Here is a 22,141-nt window from a genome sequence, read left to right on the forward strand (position 1 = left end):
CAGACAGTTGGAGAAAATAAAACTAGACATTATAGGATTATCCTCCAGCCATGCACAATCGGGCTCATTTGCGCTGGTGTTAGGCGAATCGGAAGGTGGTCGAAGACTACCGATTATCATTGGCATGTTTGAGGCGCAAGCCATTGCCATAGAGATTGAGAAGATTACGCCTAACCGGCCCATGACCCATGATTTATTCAAATCATTTGCCGGCCATTTCGAAATTGACGTTAAAGAAATCATCATTTCTGATTTAAAGGAAGGCGTTTTCTTTGCCAAGATCGTTTGCGTAGACAACAATGGAAAAAAAGTAGAAATCGATGCCAGGCCCTCTGATGCCATTGCCATTGGTATACGTTTCGATGCAGAAATCTATACCAATCCAGCAGTGATGGAAGAAGCGGGGATTGTTGTCACTGATGAATTCGAAGAAGAGCTGGATACTTTGTCGTCACCTGAAGACGAGCCAAAGGAAGAATCTAAAAAAAGCAAAGGCATAAAAAAACATTCGGTAGAAGAACTGAATCGTTTGCTTGATAAAGCACTGGCAGAAGAAGACTATGAGAAAGCCGCTCAGCTTCGCGACGAATTGAATCGCAGGAACTGACACTAGTTTAAAGTAGAAAAGTAAAAAGTTGGGACTACATGCTAGTATCAGATCGTATACTTGAATTCTATCAATCTTTAGCACCACCAGCTAAACTCCCCAAGAAAGTTGAGACCATGAATCCCTACCAATCGCAGGATGGCTGGGAAGCGACTACCAAATTTTATAAGAAATACTATTCAGACAACAACGCCAGAAGAATGCTCTTCGGTATCAATCCTGGTCGTTTTGGAGGTGGTATTACCGGAGTACCATTTACAGATCCATTGCTCCTTGAGGAAGTCTGCGAGATTCCAAACCCATTCAACAAAAGAGCAGAACTCAGCTCCAGATTTATCTACGAAATGATAGATAACTATGGAGGTCCAAAGGCATTTTATGACAAATTCTACATTACAGGAATGTCTCCATTAGGCTACGTCATGGATGGCAAAAACCTCAACTATTATGATCTAAAGGATTGGCAAAAGATATTCGAAAAGGATATTGTCAGATGGATTAAAGATCAGCTAAATTTTAATATCGACTCTACGGTCGCCTATAGTATAGGTCAAGGTCAAAACCTAAGGTTGCTCAAACAACTCAACGACAAGCATCAGTTTTTCGAAGACATTGTACCTGTGCCCCACCCCCGATGGGTCATGCAGTATCAACTCAAACGAAAACAAGAGTTTATTGACGAATATTTGCAAAAACTAAGCTGATATTTGCCGCTTATCAAACTCATTACCATTTTGAATTTGATCTTTCTAAGATTTTATATCTTCGGATTTGAAATCATCAAGCATTTATTAATTCAATCAAACATGAGAAAGTTAGCTATTCTGGTTGTCCTATTTGCAACGCTGTCGTTGCAGGCGCAAGACCCATACGAATTCACGACTGTTATCGACCTGGAAGCCACTCCTATTATCAGTCAAGGAAGAACCGGTACCTGTTGGAGCTTTTCAGCTTCTTCGTTTATAGAATCTGAAATTATCAGAAAGACAGGTAAGACTATCGATTTGTCAGAAATGTACACGGTTCGACAGACTTACATGGACAAGGCAGAAAACTACGTCATGAGACAAGGCCTAGCCAACTTCAGTGAAGGTGGGCTGGCGCATGATGTATTGAATTCAATCAAAGCCAATGGTCTCGTACCCAATGAGGCTTACAGCGGGTTGGATGAAGGAAACAACTATCACAACCATGCAGAAATGGTAGCTGTTTTAGAATCCATGGTAAAAACCTATGCAGACAACCCCGGCAAAAAGCTCAGCAAAAAATGGAGACCAGCAGTAAGTGCCGTATTAGACGTTTATCTAGGAAAAGCACCAAAAACATTTACCTATGAGGGGAAAACCTATACCCCACAGTCCTTTTTGGAAATGACCAAAATTAATCCAGATGACTATGTTTCTATTACTTCATTTAGTCACGCTGATTTCTATTCATCATTCATATTGAACATACCTGATAACTTCAGCAATGGCAGTTTTTATAACCTGCCACTAGATGACTTTATCAAAATATTGGACAACTCGTTAGCGAATGGTTACTCTGTAGAGTTTGATTGTGATGTAAGTGAGCCTACTTTCTCAGCTAAATATGGTTTAGCCATTATTCCAGAAGATGAACAAAACAACAAGACCGCATTGGAAGGGCTATATCCAGAACTATCTGTGAGCCAGCAATACCGTCAAGATGAGTTTGAAAATTTTACTACAACAGATGACCACTTGATGCATATTATGGGTCTGGTTAAAGATCAGAATGACAATAAATACTACAAAGTAAAAAACAGTTGGGGCAACAACTCAGACAGAATCGGAAATAACGGGTTTATCCATATGAGTGAGTCGTACATGAGATTGAAGACAATTAGCATCACTGTTCATAAGGATGCGATTCCCAAGGACATTGCTAAGAAATTAGGGCTTAAGTAAGTCTATCGAAATACTAGGGGTTACTTATCTTCTGAAGATAATACCCCAGTATTTTCCACTCATCATCCTTTTTACCTAAGAGCCAGGTGGTTTGTTCCCTCTTCCACTTTCTAAACTTGTTTTGCCCGGTATCACGGGTAATAACCAAGGCGGCATTGGCTCTGACATTAACCGATAGGATATCAAACTCATTCGAATAAGGTCCCGCTTGCTCTACCATCCAACCTGGCCATTCCTTCAAATCATCACCAGACAAAGCCATATGCGCTTGCCAGTTGATAGGGTCTGAAGAATAGTTTCCATTCCACATGATAAATTGATCGCCAAGTGCAGACAGAACGAGTTCGGGTTTATTCTCTATTAAACCCTGGTGATAATTACTTATGATTTCATTCAGTTCGACATGTTCCGCGTTGACAGGAACAAAAGAAGCAACTCTAGTATACTCCCAATAATGGGTCATTTGCCAGCTTTCCCCATAGTCGGTAGAAAGGTGAGTAGTCCATTCAAAAACATCTGGGGTCTTAAACTCAAGATTGAACCTCACTTGCATTTTCTTTTTGGCTAGGTCTCCAACCCAATATAATTCAAATCCACCCTCTTTGATCACACCCTCCATCACCATTATATTGGAGTGCTCGGAATCATAATACACACGCTGAAGCTACATAGAATCTTTCATATAGAAACTTGTTTCCACTGCGTACAATTTTTCTCTAAAAATTCCTTGATAAGATTCTTTGATCGAACATCCCTTTAAACCAGTGGAGATCACCGATACCCCAACATTATTCTCATAATTACCTGGAGAAGTTCTATCTTTTGCCTCAACTTTCCATGTACCAATTAGCTTTGCTAGCATCTGATTTCCCGTATACTGACAGGGGCAATTAATAGATTGGGAGAAACCGTTGAGGCTGAGTGTGAGAAATATTGACAGTAGTAATTTCATCTTTTGAGTATTGATCAGCTATAGAAACGGGTCTCCTGTTCATATACATATGACGCCAGAACCATCAACCAATTACTAATAACGAACTGGTAAAATCACAGGTCTAAATAAGAAGAAATTTGAAGTTAAGACTCTATATTTTATTAGAGAAATGCTTATTATCAATATAATACAATTACTTATTGATATTATACCTAATCACTCAATAGTACAATTACACTCATTATATTCTACAATAAACTGAGTAGTTATTTAAATACCGATTATTAGTATTATACAATCTATTACTCATAATTACAATGTTTTATTAGAAAAGTACTAATTAGGAATTTTACCTAATCCATTATTTAGGTAAATCTACGAATTACAATTGTTCAAGTATTAACACATATTTGTACTAGATACTTAAACAAACTGTTATGAATCTCGTCAGAAAATCAATTATCATCGGTACACTTTTAATGAAAGCGATTCCATTAGCCTTGTACTTGATATTCGTTTGATAAAAGAAATTTAAAGACCGCAAGGTCTTTTTTATTAGCTATAGAAGAAGATAGTCAGAATATTGACGACTCTGTTTTTGTCGTCAATAATTCCAGACTATGAAAGCCACGAACAGAATTGCCCTTCTTATTTAGTTTAGGGCTCCAAACCGCCACTGCAAATTCTTCTGGATATACTGCAGCAATTCCGCCCCCTACTCCACTCTTACCTGCCAATCCAACCTTGAAAGCAAACTGACCAGACTCGTCGTAAAAACCACAAGACAGCATTAAGGCATTCAATCTTTTCACTTGACTTTTCGTCAAGCTAAATCCAGCATGTTCGTAAGACAAACCATTTTCACCAAAATGTAGAAAGGCAGCAGCGAGCTCACGACAGTTCATCTCAATGGAGCATTGCTTATAGTAGAAATCTAAAATCTCATCTGTATCATTTACGATATTGCCTTTGGCTTTCATCATATTTACAAATGCCGCATTGAGGTACCCAGTTTCCTTTTCAGACTGAGCTACTATCTTGTTATAAGTGATATTACTAGAACCGGTAAGTGACTGCACAAAAGCAAATAGCTCCCCTTCAGGATCTTTCAATTCAGACAGCAGCACATCAACAACCACAAGAGCGCCTGCATTCACAAAAGGGTTCCTGGGAATACCGTTTTCATATTCAAGCTGAACAATAGAATTGAAAGGATTTCCAGACGGCTCCACTCCCACTCGTTTCCAGAGTTTTTCACCAAGAAGCGAAAAGGCCATAGCCAGACTAAATACTTTGGATATACTTTGAATAGAAAATTTCTCTTCAGAATCACCAGTAGCGTAGTGTTCATTATTCATTGTCGTCAGGTGAATGCCAAATTTGTCTGCGTTTACCTTAGCTAATTCAGGTATGTAGTTGGCCACTTCACCACTATTTTCAAGTGCATTAACTTCAATGACAATTTCGTTGAGTATTTTCTGATAATCCATATTCAAAATTGACAGGATAAATTGATACCACGAAATTCCGGTCTTCTTTTTTTAAAAGAAATTTAGCATTAATCATTCATTGTTCACCATGACAAATGCGGCCCAATAGTACGGATCTTCATACTCTTCTTTCACTGCCTTTTGAGCCTGATTAAATGCGGTTTTTATCTCTTCTCCGGCCAACCAGTTTTTATAAAAAGTACTCATCAGTTTCATCGTAGCCTGGTCGTCCACTTTCCACAAACTCATTACCAAATGTTTAGCTCCCGCTACACTAAATGCCCTAGACAAACCATAGACCCCTTCACCATTTACCACTTCACCGGTACCCGTTTCACAAGCGCTCAACACGACTAGTTCTGTATCGCTAAGATTCATGTTCATGGCGTCGTAAGCCGTAAACACTCCGTCTGAAGGGTTTTCAACACTAGGCTCATCTTGCTGACCAGCTCCCGCAAGCAGCAGCCCTGACCTCATCAAAGGATTCGCTGATCGCAAAGTACGGCTGGCAATATTTCCTTCGTTCGACACTTTGTCTCCCATAAAAAATCCATGTGTAGCGATATGCAAAATGGAAGGGTTGGAAACTTGTTTTAAAGATTTTTCGGTAGCCCGAGCTTGTTCATAAAAGCGGGTATTGATATTATTCTCATTGAGCAATTCATCAATCGTTTTAATTTCCGCAGCGGTACCAGGCAATGGGGCAATCTCAGCAGAGCCAAACACCGGATTGCCCATTAGTACACCTTTATTGATAGAAGAACCACTATTCTTATTAGAAACTAAAACCGCGCTGTTCGGTATAATCTCAATCTGACGCCTGTCCAATAAGTACTGCCCGTTAGTCATCAGTGAATTTAGATTCAATAGATTATACACACCATCGAGAGAAACATAAACTCGAGTAGTACCTGCTGTTTCGGCAGCTAGTGGTTTCCAGAATTTATCATAGGATAGACTATCCTTCCATTTCAATCTTACTGCATTTTTATAATACTTAATCATTCTAGTTTCTAGCAAGTTGGCTGCTCCAATTATTTCAAATTCCAAGTGACCATCTCGCACAATCCATGCGCCGTATTGAGCATTTTCATTCTTGCCCTGATCACTCAATCTGATAATTTCAATGGCGGCCTCTTCCTCACCAAGACTGGCTGCGACCATCTCAAAGGTGATTTTTTCGGACTGTTCATTGATCTTCCCTGAAACTGCGAGATTGATTGCCTTTTCTATTTCATTGGCCTCTGTTTCCAACAATGAAACATCGATTTGCATCTCCTCGATGGTAGCCTGGCTCATACTGTAATAATTGGATAGATCGTGCTTAAGTGAAAGCCAGTCATTATATTGTTTCTTGACTTCGGTATCTTGAATGTTATTGATTTCTTCGAGTACTTTGTTTGAGTTATGCAACAAAAGGCCCTTTGTTCTTAACCTCACTTCATAGGCGTAGGCTATTGCTCCTTCTAATTCGAATCCATCCGATGCGACGAAAACATACATTTCTTCCAGCGATGGTTTGATAGTATTCCAAAATCGAGTTTTTTCCTTCTCGCTCATATTGAAAAAGAATTTATCAATCACCTGCAGATAACCATCCGTTGCTTCTTTGTATTTGTTGAAAGCCGGTACATTTTGTCCCAATCGCCAGGCGCAGGCTCCTTGCTTCTGAATAACGGAGAGATATCCCTTGTGCAATACACCCAAATTGGCCTTCCTTATCGCCGCCACCTTTTCGTACTGAGAATAAGCTTGATGGTAATTGGATGATTGCCTCAAATAGTCTGCTTGTAACTCCAAAGCATTGGCATAGGGCAAAGAGTTTGCACCATAATTCTTCTCTAGCCCATTAAGTGCATGCTGAACCAACTCCTCCAATTCGCTCGTCTTTCCAAGACTCAAATAGACTTCACCCAAGTAAAGCGAAATCTGCACATAGTCAGGATCCTTTTCTTTACCCGTCTGCTCATATTTTTTTAATGATGCCTTCAAAAAAACCTCCGCTTCGTATGTGCGCCCTTCTTCCAGCAATAAAAGTGCATAATTGGCCCGCACTCTGGATGGATCGAAAGACCCACCAGGAAATTCAATTTGATCCAAAATGGATTCCTGACTTTCCAGCAACTGAACCGATTGCTTGCTACGTCCCATTTCGTTGAGTAGCATCGCATGATTGTTGGCTACGATGCTATATTCAGTACTGTTCTTTGATTTTTTATGCAGATAATAGCGAGACACATATTTCAGCATATCTTCAGCTGCATTGTACCTTCCTTGATCCTTTCTGAGTATGGCCAGATTGTGCAGACAGCTAACGTAATGCTCGCTGGTATTTCCAATATATTCCTTTCTTACTTCTAATGCTCTTAAATAGAGCTTCTCTGCTACTTTATAGTTGCCAATTCCATGATAATAAATGGCTAATGCATTAACTGCTCTTGCAAAATACACCCATTGCTCCTTCGACAACTCAGAACTACGGGAGATCTTCTTTAAGATACGCTCCGTCCGAGTAAATCGAAAATCACGATTTTCAGAAATAGAGAAAACATCGATGGTTCGTGGATCTTTATCCGTTTTTACTTCTGGAGCGAGCCTATCCAGCACTTTATGATAATAGCTAATGGCGGTGCTGTAATTTCCTTTATACATATGGAAATCTCCCATATTCAGCTGATAGGAAATTGAACCATCCGCATTGGATTGAGAGATTTCTCTTGATGAAGATCTCGACACATTGTCATAGGCCATCCGTACCTGATCACCTATACTGATCACAAATTTGATGTCATCAATTTTTAGCCGTTGCTGTGCAACTAAAGGAGATACAATAAAAAAGGAGCAACAAATTATTGCTCCTTGGTATAGTCTTTTTACCATTTCGTTTTAATCAGAAAGTAGTATCCAAATATTTCAAAGTCTCTGCTGGATTATTCATTTTACGCAGCCCTTTTTGTTCTTCGGTGTCCATTTTTAGATAATCTATCGATCCCATCAATTCTGCTTCCACTTGCTGATAATTGGCTCCTGGAATGTACATAGAATGTCTTCCCTGCTCAGTATCCATAATAATATGTTCCTTGGCATAAATGGCGAATTGATCATAGGACATAAAATCAGTTCTTTCTCTTTTAAGGAAATTATCTGCGGCTCGAACAGCTTCGTCATTCCCCTCGAGTGCCGCCTTCACCCTACCTTCAGCCACTTTCTGATCAACATAGTCCTGCCCGGCTGTCATGGCCGCTCCAGAGAAATAATTCAATAGATCACTACCCAAAGTAGGTGTAGTAGGATGTGGATTTCTAAAATGTACCCAATCTCCTTCGCGTTGTAAAACCTCTACATAAGCATTATCAAAAGCTATGAATTCCTTTTGCTGACCATCCACAGTAACAAAAACCTGACTAAGCGCGCCATCACTTGTATATTCGCTTACTGTACCTGTAACATCAGTAATAATCACGTCTGTGGCAAACCATAATTTTGGCGGAAAGGAAATTTGTACTTCTCCGTCAATGCGATGTCCATCAGCAGTAATTATATAACCATTGCTCACCACGTCTGTTTCGATCGTCTTGGTCATCAAGAAGCTATCATCTGCGGGGTCATAGGCCGCAAATTCTTCTTCAATATTCTGAACAACATCTGACGCTCCATTACTCACATAAAATACATTGGCTGTGCTATTTATATCCTCTGCAAAAAAGAAGGCATCGTAATCACCTTTTTTCACAGGTTTTGCCCAAGCTATCCAACCGTTTTTGGAAACTCCATGTTCGTTGAATGAACCGGGGTGAAAGTTCTGTTTCTTATCGTCGAACACAATTACTCCATCGTTAGTTAAATCGCTAACTGCAACATCAGTCAGTCCATAAACGTCAATGCTAGACTCTTCAAATTTTCTTTTATCCCCATCTACTTTTACAATAAAAGTTTTGAGCATGACGCCATCTTGGAATCCGTTTCTTGAATTGGCCTCTTCTATCCTTATTGTCAACTCCCCTACTACTCTCTCGCCAGATCCCATCAAAACTACGAATCCAGGTTTCGGTTCATTAAATAGCCTTTGTGGAAATGCCGTTTTAGGTTCGTGTTGAATAAGCCCATATCGTGCTACTTCCTTCGCTGGATATTTCTCCGGCTTATTGTCTCCTATTTTAATTAGGTATTTCACAATCGTCCCTTGACTTACAATGGAAAAAGAACCCACCTTAGTTTCTCCAGATTTCAATACCACATATCCAGGCTGGAATTCTGTTTCGAATATGTTCTGCATATCTGGGTTTTTGAATTTGTAGATATACTGAGGGGGATATTGAATCAGATAATCATTGACATGCCAAGAATCATAAACATACTGATCATAGGTGTCTATCTCTTCTTGTCCTATTTCTTGTGTCACTTCCTCCACATCCTCAGATGAAAAGCCTTGTACGCTACCATTGTCACTCTCTGCAAACAATACATCACCCAAATCACTATTTGTAGCAAAAGCTACCCATCCCTTTAATTCGGACTCATCAGTTAACAAAACTGTACCCTGATGAAATTTTCTCATAGGAAGATATTGTTCGAGCGGCCTTACGTTGGCCAAAACATCATGATAGCTTTGAACTGTTAGGTTCGCTCCATAAGACTTAATGTCACCATATTTAAGCTTTACAGGTTTCTTTACGTTCGGTTTTGAAATGTTTACTCCAGTTATCATGGTTGCCTTTTTGATCAACTGAATAGACCCTTCGTGTTTTTGCCCATTGTTCGTAATCACATATCCAGGCATGGGTACTGATTTCACATTTGCAAATGAGCTGTAGTACGAATTTGATTCCCATGATATTAACGACCAGCTATTCTCAAATTTCGGATCCTTATATACTCTAACACCATAGTTGGACACTTCATCTGACTCAAATTTAAACGTCTCCTTTTTTGAATCTCGGATCTCCATGCTCACCACTTTGCCATTCACCTCCTTCAATCTCAACCTCCCTTCTATTTCATTTCCAGACCTGGTTTTAACATATCCAAAACTGGTAGAGCCAGTTCGAACATTTTTATATGCGGTAAATGGTGATTTTTCAACAGCTCCCCAACTAAACAGTGTTGGTGTATCATTTATACTCGAATTAGAAAGTCCATATTCTTTCAAGCTTTTAACCATGAAGTAATATTTATCTCCTGAATTAGTTTTAATTCGTACGCCAGAAACCTTCTCATAAGACGATCCCAAAAGAGAGATCTGCCCATCAAGAACAGTTCCATCACGCAGCGTGACATAGCCGTTGTCATAAACCGTCTTATAGTATCCAGATTTATTCTGTTTTACTTTGTAATTGCTTTCGGTACTTGTATTAGTTTGTGCTACTGTCTGAATGGTCAGAAACAAAGACAGTATGCCTAAAAGCATTTTTGATGAGTGCATCATGGGAACTTTAGTTAGAAATTATTGATCTTGGAAGATAGATAATGTACCTAACTAATCTGCAATAATTTGGGATAGTTCTATCATTCGGTGATTGCTGTAGACAGCTGCCTAAGCTTATTAATATAGTCATCACCAATGCTTCCATCCTCAATAGACACATGTACGTGTCCCTTAAAATCCATTCCGAGATACTCCGCAGTTAACTTGATGGGCTCTGCAAACCATTTGTGGAAAAAGTCTCCTTCGGTTTGACTGATCAGAGCCATGGACTTCCCTCTCAATTGACGACCTGTCTCTTTTTCGATAGTCAATAGATCTGAAATGCGATCAAGAAAAGTTTTCACCTCTGCACTCATGGTATACCAATAGATAGGCGTTACGATCACCAATGTGTCATAATTATCAATAAAATCATTGATCAAGGGCAGAAAATCATCATTTCTGTTTTTATGATCATAGTCGTAATAGGAAATATCCTTTTGTCCAAGATCTGCTATGGAGCTTCCTGATATATCGGCAAATGCTTTGGTCACTAATGTGGTGTTTCCATTCTTATGCGAACTACCGATTAAGGAAAGGATTCGAGTATTATTTGAATTCATCTTATTTGAGTTTTATTTCCCGAAGAAACGAGAAATCAAATGTTGATTATGAAGATAACCATCGGAAGAATTGATGAATCCATCGAGTCTGTTGATCGAAATTAATTGAATCGAATGGCGGCGATCGGTTTTATTCTAGACACTACAGTCATAGGTATGCCTAAAGCCAGAGAGACCACTAGAAAAGTCAATACATTGAGCCCGATCAGCGACTCATAATCCCAGGAAATAGGGACATAGTACATATAATAATTGGCAGCATCCAAAGGCACCAATTGAAATTGATCTTGAATCAGCGCGATGATCAAGGCTATTAGGTTACCGTATACAAGTCCCTTGGTAACAAGCAACATGCCTTTGAAAAGAAAGATGCGTTTGACTTGTCTTTTACTTGCACCAAGCGCTTGAAGTACGCCAATCATATAAGTTCGTTCTAGAATAAGAATAAGTAATATGGAAATCATATTGAAACAGGCAACAATCAAAATCAAACCAAGGAAAACAGTCACATTTTGATTTAACAAACCCAACCAATCAAAGATTTGGTTGTATTTATCGCTTACTTTATCCACATATAAATCAGCATCGATGGCATTAAACAAAATGTTTTCGGCGTCGTCAATCTTGGATTTGTCTTTGACAAAAACCTCAAAGCCTCCTACTTGGTCTTTGTTCCATTCATTTAGTCTTTGGATCATTCCAAGGTCTCCGATAATCACGCTTTTGTCAAATTCTTCCAGGCCGGTTTCATATATACCTACCAATTGCAATCTCCTGAAGCGCGGTGGGTTCTGAACAAAATGAATCATGAACTTATCACCTAATTCCATGCTGAGCTTATTAGCAATATGCTTACTTAAAATCACCTCATCCGAATACCCATCGGCTTTATGATGTATAAAGCGACCACTTTGCATATTAACCGCGAAACGTGTCGTATCAAACTGATCATCCACTCCTTTGTAAACCACTCCCTCGACTTCATCCTGAGTTTTGATCAAACCTGGTTTATAAGCAAATGCCTGAACATGATCTATAAACTCAAACTCATCTTTCTGCACATAAAAGTCTGAGCCAAAACTGATGGATTTTTCATCCAGCGCATTGCCCATGTTATACTTCGTAATCTCCAGATGCCCCTTGAAATTGTAAATTTTCTGTTTGATCGTCTGCTGAAAACCGCCAAGGATAAAAAATGCCAAGATCATTGCGGCCAACCCCACACTAATACTAATAATGGCTAGCTTAGATATGATAGATGAAAAGGACGAATTGGCCTCTGATGTAATGCGTTTGGATATGAAATAAGGAAAATTCAATTTTTACAACTACTTTCGTTAAGTACTCTAAAAAAGTGTGTAAAATAATTAAATCAAATCAATTCCGTTGTTCCTAATCAAATACTTTAGTCGTGTTCTTCCACTCTGCGCCTGTCTGATCATCTGCAGTTGTCAGGCACAAGACTCAGAGCCACTTTTTATTACTACTGGAGCTGAACAAATGGATCAATATCTACCCACACTCAAGGGTAAATCTGTAGCACTACTCATCAACCATACCTCGCTCGTCGGAAATACTCATTTACTAGACACCCTCCTTTCTTCAGGTGTACAAGTAGTTAAAATATTCGCACCAGAACACGGTTTTCGAGGAGATTTGGCTAACGGCGAACAAGTAGATGATGGAGTAGATATAAAGACCGGACTCCCATTAATATCACTGTATGGAAAGAATAAAAAACCATCCGTGGAGCAGTTGGAAGGTATCGATATAGTGATTTATGATATACAGGATGTTGGGGCACGTTTTTACACCTACATCAGTTCCATGCATTATATGATGGAAGCTTGCGCTGAATATGGGATCAGCTTTATGTTGCTTGATCGCCCAAACCCCAATGCTCATTATATTGACGGCCCGGTACTGGACACCGCACGAGCGTCTTTTGTTGGCGTACACCCCATTCCTATCGTTTATGGCATGACCTCTGGCGAATTGGCTTTGATGGTCAAAGGTGAAGGCTGGGTCAATCAATCCGAAATGCTTGACCTTAATGTGGTTAAGCTAAAAAATTGGGCCAGAGATAGCAGCTATGCACTGCCTGTATCTCCATCTCCCAATCTTCCTAATACGCAATCCATTGCCCTGTACCCTTCTCTTTGCTTGTTCGAAGGAACTCATGTGAGCATGGCGAGGGGAACGGAGTTTCCTTTTCAGGCTGTCGGATATCCCGATTCTGATTTTGGAGATTTTCAGTTTACGCCGATCAGCATTCCGGGCGCTTCAAAGTATCCTCCGCATAAAAACAAAGTTTGTTATGGCTACGATCTTAGGTCAGTCACACCACCAAATCAAATTGATCTTTTTTATCTCATAGATTTTTACCAAAAATCAAAAAATAAAACAGACTACTTCAATGCTTTCTTTACCAATTTGGCAGGCACCAGAGAATTGCGCAAACAAATAGAAGATGGCTGGACAGAGGAAGATATCCGAGCTAGCTGGCAAGATGACCTTGATCAATTCAAGCTTAACAGGAAAAAATATTTGATTTATAAATAATTTTTCTACTCTGTTTCTAAGCCAGCGGACTTCCAAGCATTCATACCGCCTTGCATTTCATAGACTTTTTCGAATCCCAACTCAGTCATCTGAGTCAATGCTCTTCCACTTCTTCCTCCAGATCTACAGTAAATGTAGTAGGTGGTTGATTTGTTGAGTTCACTGAGTTTCGAATCAAAATCATCTGCCAAAAAATCCAATTGTTCGGCACCTGGAACCATACCTTCCGAGACTTCTTTATCCGTTCTTAAATCTAAAATCTTAAAAGCATCATCCTCCTTTTCAATTTGGCTCTTAAACGCTACTGGAGATAATTGATTGGGCACCTGGGCTTGACAAGAAATGGTCATTGAAAGTAACAGTACTAGAATAATTGTGTTTCTCATTTTCAGACTTATTATGTTTACTTGCTAATATACTAATTTCATTTTATGACCATCTATCCACTAATTACCACTGAGAGAACCTATCTCTGTACTCCAGATCATTTGGCTTTTTCTAATATCAGAAAACTTGATTCCGACCCAGAAATCATGAGATATATTACAGGAGGTAAACCAAGATCACAAGCAGAATCAAAAGACTGGATAGCCAAAAGATTGGCAGAGTACAAAAGAGATGGCTTTGGACTCATGCCCGCCTACCTCAAAGAGAACGATGCCTTTATCGGTTGGGGCGGTCTTAAGCTGTTGGATGATACAGATAAAATTGAAGTGGGCTATCGTTTTGACAAACTTTATTGGGGACAAGGTTTTGCTACTGAAATTACAAAGGCTGTGATTGAATATGCCCATAAAGAACTCGGCATTGAACAACTAGTAGCTGTTACCGATTTGGAAAATGAAGCATCCAAAAATGTATTGATAAAATCTGGCTTTCAATACATATCAAAAGCGCACCATTATGATACAGAAGTAGATTACTTCGAAATCAATCTACAATAAGTGTAATAAGTCTTCGATTGAAACATTTTAAATTTTATTTACGTAGTTAACTACGTTTATAAATACTTTATAAAATGGATACAGTAAAACAACTCGGAGAACTAGCCCTAGGAAGTAGACTCAAAAGACTCAGTGATGAAATCATGAAGGATGGCAAAAAGATTTATGCCGCTAACAAAATAGATTTTGAACCCAAATGGTTTCCTGTATATTATGCCATATCACAAGCCGAGAAAACAACTGTAACCGACATCTCGGATGCTATTGGATTCAAACATCCTTCTGTCAGTCAGTTAGTCAAAGAATTAGAAAAAAATGGACTTATAGAAAGTGAGGCCAGTACTAAAGATGCTCGCAAACGGAATCTAAAATTATCAAAAAAGGGTTTGGACTTGCTTCCAGGCATCCAATCTATTTGGTCCGATATCTCGAACGCCATGAATGAAATGATTGGTCAGCACACCCACAACATCCTCTGTGCTCTGGAACAATGTGAAGACGATTTTGAACAAATCCCGATGTTCGAAAGAGTACAAAAGCATCGTAAAGCTCGTCTGATGAGTCAAATCGAAATTATCGATTACAAACCCGAATACGCCTCTGACTTCCTCAGACTCAATACTGAGTGGATTGAAAAATACTTTAAGCTGGAAAGCGAAGACAGAAAGACCCTGGAAAATCCAGATCAATATATAATCAAGCCAGGAGGTGCGATCAAGTTGGCTAAATACAAAGACGAAATCGTAGGAACTTGTGCCTTGATCAAAATCAGCCATGATGTTTATGAGCTAGCCAAAATGGCGGTCACTGAAAAATGCCAAGGTTTACAAATTGGAAAAAAGTTAGGCCTGTCAGTATTAGAAAAAGCTAAAACACTCGGTGGAACTAAGGTAATTCTTGAATCTAATAAAAAACTGGTACCAGCAATTAATTTATACAAATCCCTCGGCTTCAAATCCGGTCAGCATTTTGGTGATAAATCCGTGTACGAAAGATGTGATATTGAAATGGAAATCATGATATAGTGGTATCTTGCCCTCCCAATTGAACGCATGACAAATACATCCAACAATCAACAAAAAGGCCTCATTTACGCTAGCCTCACAGCTATCCTCTGGGGATTCCTTGCCATTGCTCTAAAAGTAGCAGTGACAGAAATCGATCCGATTACCGTTTCCTGGTTTAGGTTTTCTATTGCCACGGTTTTACTTCTCATTTTTATCAGAGCCAAAAACAATGGAGAGCTCCGATCCCTCAAGCACTTTCCCTGGTTGGCGATGGTAGCTGCCGCGGGCCTATCCCTTAACTATATTGGTTATATTACTGGCATCGAACTCACCGGCCCTAGCAATGCACAGATCATCATACAATCTGCACCGCTGACTCTTGGAATTATTGGAATCGTCTTCTTTAAGGAGAAAGTGTCTAAAAGGCAATTGACAGGAATTGGTATTGCTGCCATTGGATTCTACTTTTTCTATCTGAATAAGCTAGGTGGCACAGCCTTGAGTGGCCAATCTGTTTACAACATAGGATCATTCTATGTTTTGCTCGCAGCCATATGCTGGGTAGTGTATGCCGTATGTCAAAAAATTCTAGTTCACACCTATCCAGTAAGGGCGGTTAATTTCATCCTTTTCATTTTTTCCGCTTTTGCTTTGGCGCCAATGGTCGATTACCAAAGTATTTTTCAGATGAGTATAGGGATGTGGGCTCTGATGTTGTTTTTAGGTCTGAATACGTTTTTGGCATATAGCTTCTTGGGGGAGGCTTTCAAACATGCTGACGCCAACAAAGTAGGAATTATTATAACGCTCAATCCGCTCATTACGATTTTTGTAATGACCATATTGGCCTACGTTGAAGTCAGTTGGATCTCCCCGGATGTGCTATCACCACAAGGATTCATTAGTGCGTTAGCAGTAATTGCTGGTGCAATTTTGGCAGTTAAGTCTAAATAACAATTGAAAACAAAATAATATTTGTACTTTTAATCTATGAGTAGAATTATTACAACCGTACTAACCACAATTGTGCTTTTGGCCAAATTTTCGGTGGGGTATGCTCAGTCCTCAACCGAAATTTTTCTTTTTGAATTAACCAAAGAGAATGGCAACTTCAAAATGGCCAATCCTGCGAATATCACCAACAACCCAGGGTATGACAACCAGCCCTCTTTTATTAATGACAATGAATTGGTGTATGCCGCTACTTACGATAACCAAACAGATATTGTAAGACTCAATTTGGAGTCAAAAGAAAAAACAAGAATGACCAATACGCCAAGCAGCGAGTTTTCCCCAAAACTTACTCCTGATGGCAAGTACATTTCATGTATCCTTTTGGATCGAAACGGGAGTCAAACGCTTGTAAAATATCCACTGAAAGGTGGAGAACCGAAAGCCATACCTTCGGAACAAAAAATCGGATACTACTGTTGGTTTGACAAAAAGACCGTCTTCTCTTTTGTATTAGGCTCTCCTCCTTCTTTACAAGAATGGAACACTAAAAATTCTGAATTTAAAATCATTATGATGAACCCAGGAAGATCTTTGAGTAAAATACCTGGGGAGAAAACGATCAGTTTTATTCACAAAGAATCGGATGACATCTGGTATGTAAACAGCTACGATCCTCTTACAGACAAAGTCACTTATCTCACTGAATGTATCAAAGGGGCTGAAGATATGGTATGGGCATCTGACGGAACCGCCTTTCTAAGCGATCAAAAAAAGATTTACAAATTCGACCCCAAAGTAGACAATGGTTGGAAGTTGATGGCCGATATGGAATCATTTGATCTATCAACCGCATCTAGGTTAGCGATCAGCCCTGACTTGAAATGGATGGCTGTAGTTATCGATGAAGAGTAATACAATCAAAGCCAGAAAACCTTTTTCCAGGGAGCGTATACGAGTATTCCCTTTAGATTAGTCTCAAATTCATCCTTCAATAAGGTTGCTTATTAATTCTATAAAATGAATTAATATTAGGATAAACATTAAATTATAATATTGGCTAAATTTGACCTATACATACGAGGATCAAAGTAATTTGGGTACTCTATTAAAATTATCACTCTTTTAAAATAAAATAAATGAAGTTATCCAACTACATAATATTGGTAATAGCAGTTCTAGCGCTAAATAGCTGTTACCCAAGCGAAGAAATTCCTGTTACTGACCTGGACATTGTCATCACTTACAGAAATGAAGATGTTACATTTTCAGGATACCAAACTTATGCGGTCGCTGATGAAGTGATTTGGGACGAAGACTATGATGATTATAATGGTGAGTATGATGCCAGTCTTATCGCTCAGATCAAAGCAAACATGAATGCCTTAGGATATGTGGAAGAAACAGATCCGGAAACTGTCATGCCTGATTTGGTAATTCATCCAGAAATAATCTTTACAGACAACTACATTGTAGGTGGTGGCGGATGCTACTATGGCTGCTGGGGTTGGGGTTGCCCTACTTGCTGGTGGGGAGGATATCCTCCATACTACCCTCCTTCTTACGTGGTATCTTACTCTTCTGGAACTATTTTGATGCACATGGTAGACCCAGCTCAAACTGGTTTAGTGAGCGGTACTGCATTGACTGTTTGGAATGGTGGAGTAAACGGATTATTGAGAGGCTCAATAAATGAGACGCTTCTGAATGGATATGTTGATCAGGCGTTTGATCAATCAGCTTATTATCTTAGAAAATAAAAAAGTAGATACAGATGAAAAAGTATATATTAATAGCCCTAGTTATTGGATTAGTTCATTCAACTGCATCTGCTCAGATGTCAGTCTTTAAAATCGATTGGAACGTTGGCTTTCCAATGGGCGACATGAGTGATTTCATAGAAGACGAAAGTTATAGAGGATTTCGAATCGGTGGTCGTGCGTTTATTTATGACTATCTATCTGTAGGTGGAGAAGGTGGATGGCAAGTCTACAACACCACTTGGAGAGGTACTCAAAACATTGATGGGAATATAGATGTATCTGGCACACAATTCAGATATATGAATATGTACCCGCTCATGGCGAATATCCACTTCTACTTAGGAGAAGATGGTGGTATGCGCCCTTATATTGGTACAAATGCAGGTGTGAATTTTATTAACACCAGAACTGAAATTGGACTCTGGGCGGTATCGGAAACATCGACTCATTTCGCACTAGCACCAGAGATCGGCGCTTTTATTCCAGTAGGAGTAGCAGGAGCTGGACTGAACATCGGTGGACGATATGATGTATCCTTTAAAACCAATAAGCTAGACATGAACGTTCAAACGTTCTCGATCTTCTTAGGATTTATATTCCTCAACTAATTCTTTTCGAAGACTTACTCAGATATTCTAATCTATTTTGGCAAATTGCCGTAATAGATTAGAATATTTTTTTTGACCCCTTCATATGAGTAAGCAAAAAGCCTCCTTCGGCCACGTCTTTAAAACCATTGTACTTCCAAGAAAAAATCTATTACTTGTTGGACTTGCATTAATCATCATCAGCAGACTTTCCGGTTTGGTACTACCAGGTGCCAGTCAGTATCTCATTGATAATGTGATAGTCAATAAAGATTTTGACATGCTTAAAACTCTACTTATTGTGGTTGTTGGAGCGATCGTGATTCAAGCCTCTACGAGTTTTGCGCTTACTCGTCTGCTTAGTGTAGAAGCTCAGCATCTGATCGCCCAGCTGAGAGTCAAAGTCCAAAAACAAATCATCCAGCTTCCCATCAACTTTTTTGATGACAACAAAAGTGGAGCGCTGGTATCCCGAATTATGAGTGATGTGGAAGGGGTAAGAAATCTGGTAGGCACAGGTTTAGTCCAGCTATTTGGCGGATCATTAGCCGCCATCCTCTCCCTGGTCTTGCTCATCAGGATTAGCCCTATGATGACCCTGTATGTACTGGTGCCTGTTGCCATCTTTGGTGTCATTTCTTTGAAAGCATTTGGTTACATCAGACCGATCTTTAGAACCAGAGGCAAGATCAATGCGGAAGTTACCGGTCGCTTGACTGAAACGTTAAATGGTATCCGTGTGATTAAAGGTTTTAATGCTGAAGAACAAGAAATCAAGACTTTTGAGTCTGGCGCGCTCAAACTCTATGAAAATGTAAAGAAAAGCCTGACCTCTACCGCCTTGGTTACCAGTTCTGCCACCTTCTTGCTTGGGCTGGCTACTGCAGGCATCATGGGCATCGGTGGATACATGATCATCAATGATGAACTAACCTTCGGTGAATTCCTGTCCTTTACCCTCTACCTTGGCTTTATGATCGCTCCTATTGTACAGATGAGTAATATAGGCAGTCAGATCACTGAAGCCTTTGCTGGTCTTGATCGTACGGAAGAAATCATGTCCATGCCAACAGAAGATGAGAATCCATCACGCATCCACAACATGGCGCGCATCGAAGGTGCGGTAAAATTTGATCAGGTAAGTTTTGCTTATGAAGAAGAAAAGAATGTAATCAAAGCGGTTTCTTTCGACGCTCAGCCGGGATCTGTTACTGCTTTAGTGGGTACTTCCGGTTCAGGTAAGTCCACCATTGCTGGCTTAGTGGCATCATTCATCAGTCCGCAATCCGGTCGTATTTTGGTTGATGATGTTGACCTTTCTACAATGACTCTCAGCAGTTATCGAAATCAACTGGGCGTAGTTCTTCAGGACGACTTTTTGTTTGAAGGTACCATTCGAGAGAACATACTTTTCCCAAGGCCAGATGCCACAGAAGACCAGCTCCAACAAGCGGTGAAAGCAGCGCATGTTCAAGAATTTACCGATCGATTTGAAGATGGATTGGACACCGTCATTGGCGAGCGTGGGGTAAAGCTATCCGGCGGACAGAGACAGCGAATCGCTATTGCCAGAGCCGTATTGGCTGACCCACGAATTCTCATTCTGGATGAAGCTACGTCCAACTTAGACACCGAAAGCGAATCCTTCATTCAGGAAAGTTTGAAAACATTGATGAAAGGCAGAACTACGTTTGTGATTGCTCACAGACTGAGCACAATCAAACAAGCAGACCAAATCCTGGTCATCGAGCAGGGACAGATCGCAGAATCAGGCACGCATGATGAGCTCATCGCCAAGGAAGGCAGGTACTACGACTTGTATACTTATCAGGCGAGGATATAGGGTTAGTCCTTCTTCCCTTTCTTGAAATTGAATCCAAACCTTACATTCCAGGGGCTATTGTATAGCAGATTATCCGCGTGCATGAAATTATAGAGCAAGGAAATCTGGGCCTGAGCATTAGCACCGAGGTTGAATCGACGTTCTATCCCCAACAATAGACTATTGTTCCATTCTACTTTGTTGGTATCTGATGGTGCTGTAGGAGCCGTGGACCTGGCAGCTAGGGACTCAAACTCCAGGTGGGCATGAAAGCCCTTGAAAAGGAAATACTCTGTAAATACGCGATAGCCATAAATTTGCGTTTCCCGCGCCTGGCCTAGCAGGTCATCTATTTCTCCGTTTAATCTGTAGTTGCCTCCGATGCCTACATCCCACTTTTTGTTGATGCGATAGGCGAGTTCTGGATTCAAATCGATAGAGGTCTGTTGATCAATATGAATCTGAAATGTACCGCCAAAGACCAGTCGCTCCCAAAAGGTATCTCCCTCCAAAGAAGATCGTTTGGTTGCCGTTGACAGATCATTGGAATTGACCACTTTGGAATACTTTTCTTTGAGCTTCGCGCTTTGCTCCATGGCCTTAGCCAATACTTCTTCCTTGCCTTCAAAGTAATTCACCCCCTTCACCTTGGACTGGTTGACATTGAGTACTTCATCTACCATTTCTTTGTACCCCAATATCTTTTGCAGCTCTGGATTGTTAGAAGGAAAATTGATCTGACCTTGCTCCATCGCCTCTTGGGCGGCTCTCTCTTCCAGATCCTTCCCATACTTGTCAGACAACTCCTGCTTTTTCAATATCATCAGGTACTCCCGCTTCTCCTTATCTTCTTCATGGGCTTTCAAGCTATCGCGATAGTCTTTCAGTTCGCTGTGATAGCCCATGATCTGCTTGTTCAAGCCATTGTACTTGTCGTAGTAGTAGTTGCCTTCCAGACGGTCTTTAGAGTAGAGCAGCAGTTCTTCTTTTGATTTCATTTCTGTGGAGTCCCAAGCGGCTATTTCTTCCATGCTATACCACTCATTGGTGAAGATGAAATGCTGCTTCTGCAGGCGCCTTTCTCTATTGGTACTGTCTTTCCAGTTCTGGTTTCTCAAAGCATCCAGACTGTCTCTTTTCTCCTTATATGCCTTGCGCTGTGCTTTTACAAAGGCTTTGTTGTCTTTGGTGATTTGGTCTAGTTCTGCTTTGTTCTTTTCTACTTCGCCTATCGTATTGCCATGCGTATTTTCGAATAGTTTGATATCGAAGGTCTGGGCGCTAGCAGAAAAAGCACCTCCTAATAGAAATAAGCAAAGTAGGTAAGAATTGATTTTCACTTGTACTGAGTTAAGCAGCTAAAATAGAATAGTCTACACTTATAATCCATAAAAACGCAAAAGGTAAACATATTTTATTCCGTTATTTTTCTTCTTTCATATTTTCCGATTCTCTCGGTCTCAATTGCCTCTCTCTGTCGCATTTGGAAATGCGAACGAGCGAGACCAGCCACTGAACT

Annotated in this window: 20 protein-coding genes; 11 read left to right on the top strand and 9 right to left on the bottom strand. The window is 40.0% G+C overall.

Annotated features, from left to right (window positions below; genetic code table 11):
* Positions 1-7 precede the first annotated feature (7 nt).
* Genes R8N23_RS13555 through R8N23_RS13565 form a run of 3 tightly spaced genes read left to right on the top strand, consistent with a single transcriptional unit; the run spans position 8 to position 2,535 of the window.
* Entirely contained in the window at positions 8-607 is a 600-nt protein-coding gene (locus tag R8N23_RS13555) for a bifunctional nuclease family protein (RefSeq protein WP_318172146.1), read from the top strand.
* 38 nt (positions 608-645) lie between these two features.
* On the top strand, positions 646-1,311 hold the full coding sequence (locus tag R8N23_RS13560) for a uracil-DNA glycosylase family protein (protein ID WP_318172147.1): 666 nt from the start codon (positions 646-648) through the stop codon (positions 1,309-1,311).
* Positions 1,312-1,347: 36 nt separating this feature from the next.
* Positions 1,348-2,535, top strand: coding sequence for an aminopeptidase C (locus tag R8N23_RS13565; protein WP_412071649.1), 1,188 nt, complete (start codon positions 1,348-1,350; stop codon positions 2,533-2,535).
* 13 nt (positions 2,536-2,548) lie between these two features.
* Here the strand turns inward: R8N23_RS13565 and R8N23_RS13570 are convergent, their stop codons facing one another.
* The 7 genes from R8N23_RS13570 to R8N23_RS13600 form a co-directional block, all read right to left on the bottom strand.
* The gene (locus R8N23_RS13570) at positions 2,549-3,154 is read right to left on the bottom strand and encodes a hypothetical protein (protein ID WP_318172149.1); all 606 of its coding nucleotides are present in this window, start codon (positions 3,152-3,154) and stop codon (positions 2,549-2,551) included.
* A gap of 45 nt (positions 3,155-3,199) precedes the next feature.
* A complete protein-coding gene (locus R8N23_RS13575) occupies positions 3,200-3,397 on the bottom strand; it encodes a hypothetical protein (RefSeq protein WP_318172150.1) in 198 nt (65 codons plus the stop codon).
* Positions 3,398-4,044: 647 nt separating this feature from the next.
* A complete protein-coding gene (locus R8N23_RS13580) occupies positions 4,045-4,959 on the bottom strand; it encodes a glutaminase (protein WP_318172151.1) in 915 nt (304 codons plus the stop codon).
* Positions 4,960-5,031: 72 nt separating this feature from the next.
* Complete coding sequence (locus tag R8N23_RS13585) at positions 5,032-7,839, bottom strand: CHAT domain-containing tetratricopeptide repeat protein (protein ID WP_318172152.1); 2,808 nt, start codon at positions 7,837-7,839, stop codon at positions 5,032-5,034.
* A 10-nt stretch (positions 7,840-7,849) separates the two neighbouring features.
* Entirely contained in the window at positions 7,850-10,384 is a 2,535-nt protein-coding gene (locus R8N23_RS13590; protein ID WP_318172153.1) for a hypothetical protein, read from the bottom strand.
* Between the two features lie 80 nt (positions 10,385-10,464).
* The gene (locus R8N23_RS13595) at positions 10,465-10,986 is read right to left on the bottom strand and encodes a flavodoxin family protein (RefSeq protein WP_318172154.1); all 522 of its coding nucleotides are present in this window, start codon (positions 10,984-10,986) and stop codon (positions 10,465-10,467) included.
* Between the two features lie 101 nt (positions 10,987-11,087).
* Positions 11,088-12,305: an ABC transporter permease gene (locus R8N23_RS13600; RefSeq protein ID WP_318172155.1), complete on the bottom strand. Its 1,218-nt coding sequence runs from the start codon at positions 12,303-12,305 to the stop codon at positions 11,088-11,090.
* Between the two features lie 67 nt (positions 12,306-12,372).
* On the opposite strand from R8N23_RS13600, the gene R8N23_RS13605 reads away from it, so the two are divergent.
* Positions 12,373-13,548: a DUF1343 domain-containing protein gene (locus tag R8N23_RS13605; protein WP_318172156.1), complete on the top strand. Its 1,176-nt coding sequence runs from the start codon at positions 12,373-12,375 to the stop codon at positions 13,546-13,548.
* A gap of 5 nt (positions 13,549-13,553) precedes the next feature.
* Here R8N23_RS13605 and R8N23_RS13610 read toward each other — a convergent pair whose 3' ends face one another.
* Positions 13,554-13,934: a rhodanese-like domain-containing protein gene (locus tag R8N23_RS13610; RefSeq protein WP_318172157.1), complete on the bottom strand. Its 381-nt coding sequence runs from the start codon at positions 13,932-13,934 to the stop codon at positions 13,554-13,556.
* A 45-nt stretch (positions 13,935-13,979) separates the two neighbouring features.
* Between R8N23_RS13610 and R8N23_RS13615 the strand changes: the two genes are divergently transcribed.
* The 7 genes from R8N23_RS13615 (at position 13,980) to R8N23_RS13645 (ending at position 20,643) form a co-directional block, all read left to right on the top strand.
* Positions 13,980-14,492, top strand: coding sequence for a GNAT family N-acetyltransferase (locus R8N23_RS13615; RefSeq protein ID WP_318172158.1), 513 nt, complete (start codon positions 13,980-13,982; stop codon positions 14,490-14,492).
* A gap of 74 nt (positions 14,493-14,566) precedes the next feature.
* Positions 14,567-15,517: a bifunctional helix-turn-helix transcriptional regulator/GNAT family N-acetyltransferase gene (locus tag R8N23_RS13620; protein WP_318172159.1), complete on the top strand. Its 951-nt coding sequence runs from the start codon at positions 14,567-14,569 to the stop codon at positions 15,515-15,517.
* 27 nt (positions 15,518-15,544) lie between these two features.
* Positions 15,545-16,453, top strand: a complete 909-nt coding sequence (locus R8N23_RS13625; protein WP_318172160.1) for a DMT family transporter — start codon at positions 15,545-15,547, stop codon at positions 16,451-16,453.
* A gap of 36 nt (positions 16,454-16,489) precedes the next feature.
* Positions 16,490-17,365 (top strand): hypothetical protein, encoded by an 876-nt coding sequence (locus R8N23_RS13630; protein WP_318172161.1) that lies wholly within the window; start codon positions 16,490-16,492, stop codon positions 17,363-17,365.
* A 224-nt stretch (positions 17,366-17,589) separates the two neighbouring features.
* Positions 17,590-18,210, top strand: coding sequence for a DUF4136 domain-containing protein (locus R8N23_RS13635; protein ID WP_318172162.1), 621 nt, complete (start codon positions 17,590-17,592; stop codon positions 18,208-18,210).
* 14 nt (positions 18,211-18,224) lie between these two features.
* A complete protein-coding gene (locus R8N23_RS13640; protein WP_318172163.1) occupies positions 18,225-18,821 on the top strand; it encodes an outer membrane beta-barrel protein in 597 nt (198 codons plus the stop codon).
* 85 nt (positions 18,822-18,906) lie between these two features.
* Positions 18,907-20,643 (top strand): ABC transporter ATP-binding protein, encoded by a 1,737-nt coding sequence (locus R8N23_RS13645; protein ID WP_318172164.1) that lies wholly within the window; start codon positions 18,907-18,909, stop codon positions 20,641-20,643.
* 2 nt (positions 20,644-20,645) lie between these two features.
* Here R8N23_RS13645 and R8N23_RS13650 read toward each other — a convergent pair whose 3' ends face one another.
* Complete coding sequence (locus tag R8N23_RS13650; RefSeq protein ID WP_318172165.1) at positions 20,646-21,962, bottom strand: hypothetical protein; 1,317 nt, start codon at positions 21,960-21,962, stop codon at positions 20,646-20,648.
* Positions 21,963-22,141 lie beyond the last annotated feature (179 nt).

Source organism: Reichenbachiella sp., assembly GCF_033344935.1.
GTDB lineage: Bacteria > Bacteroidota > Bacteroidia > Cytophagales > Cyclobacteriaceae > Reichenbachiella.

Bases quoted from the DNA above. Each gene is read 5' to 3' on its own strand.
- R8N23_RS13615 (WP_318172158.1), top strand. From the start codon at position 13,980: ATGACCATCTATCCACTAATTACCACTGAGAGAACCTATCTCTGTACT.
- R8N23_RS13590 (WP_318172153.1), bottom strand. From the start codon at position 10,384: ATGATGCACTCATCAAAAATGCTTTTAGGCATACTGTCTTTGTTTCTG.
- R8N23_RS13630 (WP_318172161.1), top strand. From the start codon at position 16,490: ATGAGTAGAATTATTACAACCGTACTAACCACAATTGTGCTTTTGGCC.
- R8N23_RS13635 (WP_318172162.1), top strand. From the start codon at position 17,590: ATGAAGTTATCCAACTACATAATATTGGTAATAGCAGTTCTAGCGCTA.
- R8N23_RS13645 (WP_318172164.1), top strand. From the start codon at position 18,907: ATGAGTAAGCAAAAAGCCTCCTTCGGCCACGTCTTTAAAACCATTGTA.
- R8N23_RS13620 (WP_318172159.1), top strand. From the start codon at position 14,567: ATGGATACAGTAAAACAACTCGGAGAACTAGCCCTAGGAAGTAGACTC.
- R8N23_RS13580 (WP_318172151.1), bottom strand. From the start codon at position 4,959: ATGGATTATCAGAAAATACTCAACGAAATTGTCATTGAAGTTAATGCA.
- R8N23_RS13575 (WP_318172150.1), bottom strand. From the start codon at position 3,397: ATGCTAGCAAAGCTAATTGGTACATGGAAAGTTGAGGCAAAAGATAGA.
- R8N23_RS13625 (WP_318172160.1), top strand. From the start codon at position 15,545: ATGACAAATACATCCAACAATCAACAAAAAGGCCTCATTTACGCTAGC.
- R8N23_RS13595 (WP_318172154.1), bottom strand. From the start codon at position 10,986: ATGAATTCAAATAATACTCGAATCCTTTCCTTAATCGGTAGTTCGCAT.
- R8N23_RS13610 (WP_318172157.1), bottom strand. From the start codon at position 13,934: ATGAGAAACACAATTATTCTAGTACTGTTACTTTCAATGACCATTTCT.
- R8N23_RS13570 (WP_318172149.1), bottom strand. From the start codon at position 3,154: ATGGAGGGTGTGATCAAAGAGGGTGGATTTGAATTATATTGGGTTGGA.
- R8N23_RS13640 (WP_318172163.1), top strand. From the start codon at position 18,225: ATGAAAAAGTATATATTAATAGCCCTAGTTATTGGATTAGTTCATTCA.
- R8N23_RS13560 (WP_318172147.1), top strand. From the start codon at position 646: ATGCTAGTATCAGATCGTATACTTGAATTCTATCAATCTTTAGCACCA.
- R8N23_RS13585 (WP_318172152.1), bottom strand. From the start codon at position 7,839: ATGGTAAAAAGACTATACCAAGGAGCAATAATTTGTTGCTCCTTTTTT.